Source organism: Baekduia sp. (assembly GCF_035318805.1).
Taxonomy (GTDB): domain Bacteria; phylum Actinomycetota; class Thermoleophilia; order Solirubrobacterales; family Solirubrobacteraceae; genus Baekduia.
In genome coordinates, this window is the sequence record NZ_DATHDY010000027.1 from 1 (window position 1) to 4,688 (window position 4,688).

Annotated in this window: 5 protein-coding genes; 4 read left to right on the plus strand and 1 reads right to left on the minus strand. The window is 68.9% G+C overall.

Features of this window, described 5'->3' with window-relative positions:
- A partial coding sequence (gene rpsL, locus VK501_RS06515; protein ID WP_324335838.1) for a 30S ribosomal protein S12 occupies positions 1–385 on the plus strand: 385 nt, incomplete at its 5' end.
- 7 nt (positions 386–392) lie between these two features.
- Entirely contained in the window at positions 393–863 is a 471-nt protein-coding gene (rpsG, locus tag VK501_RS06520) for a 30S ribosomal protein S7 (protein WP_324335840.1), read from the plus strand.
- A gap of 423 nt (positions 864–1,286) precedes the next feature.
- Here the strand turns inward: rpsG and VK501_RS06525 are convergent, their stop codons facing one another.
- On the minus strand, positions 1,287–1,775 hold the full coding sequence (locus VK501_RS06525) for a hypothetical protein (RefSeq protein WP_324335842.1): 489 nt from the start codon (positions 1,773–1,775) through the stop codon (positions 1,287–1,289).
- A 205-nt stretch (positions 1,776–1,980) separates the two neighbouring features.
- Here VK501_RS06525 and fusA point away from each other — a divergent pair, with 205 nt between their 5' ends.
- Both fusA and VK501_RS06535 read left to right on the plus strand, forming a co-directional pair.
- Positions 1,981–4,080 carry an elongation factor G gene (gene fusA / locus VK501_RS06530; RefSeq protein WP_324335844.1) on the plus strand — a complete coding sequence of 700 codons (2,100 nt, stop codon included), beginning with the start codon at positions 1,981–1,983 and terminating at the stop codon, positions 4,078–4,080.
- Positions 4,081–4,178: 98 nt separating this feature from the next.
- Positions 4,179–4,688: GTP-binding protein (locus tag VK501_RS06535; RefSeq protein WP_324335846.1), on the plus strand; the 510-nt coding region annotated here is incomplete at its 3' end.

Sequence of the window (4,688 nt, forward strand, 5' to 3'; positions counted from 1 at the left end):
GAGCCAACTCGTCCGCAAGGGTCGCAAGCCCAAGCCGCGCAAGATGTCCACCCCCGGTCTCAAGTCCGGCAAGGGCAACAAGAAGAAGATGGCTGCTCCGCAGCGTCGCGGCGTCTGCACCCGTGTCTACACGACCACGCCGAAGAAGCCGAACTCGGCGCTGCGCAAGGTCGCCCGCGTGCGGATCACCGGCTCGGTCGAGGTCACGTCCTACATCCCCGGTGAGGGCCACAACCTGCAGGAGCACTCCGTCGTGCTCGTGCGTGGCGGCCGCGTCAAGGATCTGCCGGGTGTGCGCTACAAGGTGATCCGCGGCACGCTCGATGCCTCGGGCGTCACCGATCGCAAGAAGAGCCGTTCCATGTACGGCGTCAAGAAGAAGTAGAGCTTCCATGCCCCGCCGCTCCGCAGCAACCATCCGGCCGATCGAGCCGGATCCCGTCCACCGCTCCCGCCTGGTCACCCAGGTGGTCAACAAGGTCATGCTCGACGGGAAGAAGAGCACGGCCGAGCGGATCGTCTACGACGCGCTCGCCATCATCGGCGAGAAGACCGGCAAGGATCCGGTCGAGCAGCTCGAGGCGGCGCTGAAGGTCCTGACCCCGGCCCTCGAGGTCCGCTCCCGCCGCGTCGGCGGCGCGACCTACCAGGTGCCCGTCGAGGTCCAGCCCCGCCGCGCCCGCACCCTCGCGGTGCGCTGGCTCGTCGAGTTCGCCCGCCAGCGTCGCGAGAAGACGATGGCCCAGCGGCTCGCCAACGAGCTCATGGACGCGATCAACCAGCAGGGCGGCGCCTTCAAGCGCAAGGACGACATCTACCGCATGGCGCAGGCCAACAAGGCCTTCGCGCACTACCGCTGGTAGGCGGCTCCCACGTCACACAGCTTCGCTCGACGGCCGCCCATTGGGCGGCCGTCGGCGTTTGGGGCGGGGGCGCGGGGCCGGCGGCGTTCCGTCCGGGCGTTCGGGAGAGCGTGGCGTGGTCCGGGGCGGCGACGATCAGAGCGTGCGAGGTGCCCCGGCGCTGGGGGTCTGCCGCGGTGGGCGGCTGGAGCGGGTGGGCCTGTTTGGCGCGGTGGGGCCGCCGCGCTCGGGCCCACGCCGTCGGCGTTTGGGGTGGGGGGCGCGGAGACGAATGGCACTTAGACCTCCAAATACGAGGTCTAAGTGCCATTCGTCTGACCAAGGCACCGTTCACGCACGAACGACCCCCGCCCAACGGCCACGGGAGACCGACGGCGCCCGGGCCCCTTGCGCGCGGACGTCAGCCGCGCCGCCCCGTCGTCGTCAACCGGCCGCCGCCGCTCGCATCCGCCCAAGCGCCAGCAGGCCGCCGCCGGTCGCCAGCAGCAGCGCGCCGCCCAGCGTCTCCAGGTAGTAGCCGGCGCCCGGGTCGGCCATCGCCTCCGCGTAGACGTCGCCGACCGCGCCGGTCGCGTGCACGTCCGGGCGGTCCGAGGCCATGGCGATCGCCATCACCGCCAGGCCGGTCGCGGCCACGCCGGCCAGGGCGACGCGCGAGCCGCGCAGGCCCACGCCGAGCAGCCCGACGGCCAGCAGCGCGAGCACGATCAGGGCCGGCCCGTGCCGGTCCCAACCTGTGTCGCTGCCCGTCGGAACCGCTGCCCCGCTGGTGGTCCCGACCGTGATCCGGATGACCGTCGTGAAGGTCGCGACCAGCAGGCAGACCGCGCCCGCGAGCGCCACGGCCGCGAGGCCCGTGCGCAGGGCGGCGGTGGAGGGGAGGCGAGGCCGGACGGGGGCGCTGGCGGACACCGGTGCTTTGCTATCATCGCTGTCTGCCCCGTGTTGAGCGCCGATCACGTGCGCGCCTCCGCGGGTCGCTCTCTGCACCAGCATGGAGACCTCGAGCACATAGCGCTACGACCGGGAAAGCTCCCTGCCGTGTGCGCGGGCCCGAGGGGCCCGTTTTCTTTGCTCGCAGTCACCTCCCCCTTCACCGCAAGCCGAACCAGCTCACATGCCACGTAAGTTCTCCCTCCAGAAGACCCGGAACATCGGGATCATGGCGCACATCGACGCCGGTAAGACGACGACGACCGAGCGCATCCTTTACTACACCGGTCGTACCTACAAGATCGGTGAAGTCCACGAGGGCGCGGCCACGATGGACTGGATGGAGCAGGAGCAGGAGCGCGGGATCACGATCACCTCCGCGGCGACGACCTGCACCTGGGACGAGCACCGCATCAACATCATCGACACCCCCGGCCACGTGGACTTCACGGTCGAGGTCGAGCGCTCGCTGCGCGTCCTCGACGGCGCCATCGCGGTGTTCGACTCGGTCGCCGGCGTCGAGCCGCAGTCCGAGACCGTGTGGCGTCAGGCCGACAAGTACCACGTCCCGCGGATCGCGTTCATCAACAAGATGGACCGCATCGGCGCGGACTTCGACCGCTCGGTCGAGACGATGATCGACCGCCTCGGCGCCAACGCCGTGCCGGTCCAGCTGCCCATCGGCGCCGAGGTCGACCTGATCGGGATCATCGACCTGGTCGGCATGAAGGCCATCATCTACAACGATGACCTGGGCAAGGACTTCGACGTCATCGAGATCCCGGCCGAGCACAAGGACCGTGCCGACCAGGCCCGCGAGGCGCTGATCGACGCCGTCACGACGTTCGACGACGACCTCGCCGAGGCGTACCTCGAGCACGGCGACGTCGAGACCGACCAGCTCAAGGCCGCGATCCGCAAGGCCGTCCTCGAGCTCGGCATCACGCCCGTCTTCTGCGGCTCGGCCTTCAAGAACAAGGGCGTGCAGCCCCTGCTCGACGCCGTCGTCGACTACCTGCCGTCCCCGCTGGACGTGCCGCCGGTCGAGGGCATCGTCGAGGCGCGCAACGGCGACATCACCGAGGAGACGCGCAACGCCTCCGACGAGGAGCCGTTCGCCGCGCTGGCGTTCAAGATCGCCGCCGATCCGTTCGTCGGCAAGCTCACCTACTTCCGCGTGTACTCCGGCCGCCTGTCGGCGGGCTCGCGCATCCTCAACGTCTCCTCGGGCAAGACCGAGCGCGTCGGCCGCATCCTGATGATGCACGCCAACGACCGCGAGGAGCTCGAGGAGGTCTACGCGGGCGACATCGCCGCGGCGGTCGGCATCAAGCAGATCGTCACGGGCGACACGCTGGCCGCACCGGACGCGCCGATCAAGCTCGAGAACATCGTCTTCCCCGAGCCGGTCATCAAGGTCGCCGTCGAGCCGAAGACGAAGTCCGACCAGGAGAAGATGTCGGTCGCCCTGGGCCGTCTGGCCGAGGAGGACCCGACGTTCCAGGTCCAGACCAACGAGGACTCCGGGCAGATCGAGATCTCCGGCATGGGCGAGCTGCACCTCGAGGTGCTGGTCGACCGGATGCGCCGCGAGTTCAACGTCGAGGCCAACGTCGGCAAGCCCCAGGTCTCCTACCGCGAGACGATTCGCGGCGAGGCCAAGAAGATCGAGGGCAAGTTCGTCCGCCAGACCGGCGGCTCGGGCCAGTACGGCGTGGTCTACATCGACATGGAGCCCGCGCCCGGCGAGGGCTTCGAGTTCGTCTCGAAGATCAAGGGCGGGTCCGTCCCGACGGAGTTCATCCCCGCGATCGAGAAGGGCGTCGAGGAGGCCATGGAGACCGGCGTCAAGGCCGGCTATCCCATGGTCGACATCAAGGTCACCCTCGTCGACGGCAAGTACCACGACACCGACTCCTCGGAGATCGCGTTCAAGGTCGCCGGCTCACTCGCCTTCAAGGAGGCGGCGCGCCGGGCCAAGCCGGTGCTCCTGGAGCCGATCTTCGCGGTCGAGGTCGTCACCCCGGAGGAGTTCCTGGGCGACGTCATCGGCGACCTCAGCAAGCGCCGTGGCCGGGTCGAGGGCCAGGACCGCCGCGGCAACGCGCTCGCGGTGACCGGCCGCGTCCCGCTGTCGGAGATGTTCGGCTACGCGACCGACCTGCGTTCCAACACGCAGGGCCGGGCCACGTACACCATGCAGTTCGACAGCTACGACGAGGTCCCGCCCAACATCGCGGAGAAGATCGTCGAAGGCCGCAACGGCTCGGCCGCAGCGGCCTAGTAGCACCCCCGGCGGACGCCTCACGGCCGTTCGCGATAGCTTTCCCTGGTTCGCCAGGAATCCCCCCTCCAAAGACTTCCTAGAAGGAGCAACACAAAGTGGCGAAGGAGAAGTTCGAGCGCGACAAGCCGCACGTCAACGTCGGCACCATCGGTCACATCGACCATGGCAAGACGACGCTGACCGCGGCCATCACGACCGTTCTGGCCGAGAAGATGGGCGGCGAGGCGCGCAGCTTCGCGGAGATCGACAACGCTCCCGAGGAGAAGGAGCGTGGCATCACGATCGCCACGTCCCACGTCGAGTACCAGACGGAAGCGCGCCACTACGCCCACGTCGACTGTCCCGGTCACGCCGACTACGTGAAGAACATGATCACGGGTGCGGCGCAGATGGACGGCGCCATCCTCGTGGTCTCGGCGGCGGACGGTCCCATGCCCCAGACGCGCGAGCACATCCTGCTCGCTCGCCAGGTCGGCGTGCCCTACATCGTCGTGTTCCTCAACAAGGCCGACATGGTCGACGACGAGGAGCTCCTGGAGCTCGTCGAGGTCGAGGTGCGCGAGCTCCTCTCCGCCTACGACTTCCCGGGCGACGACATCCCGTTC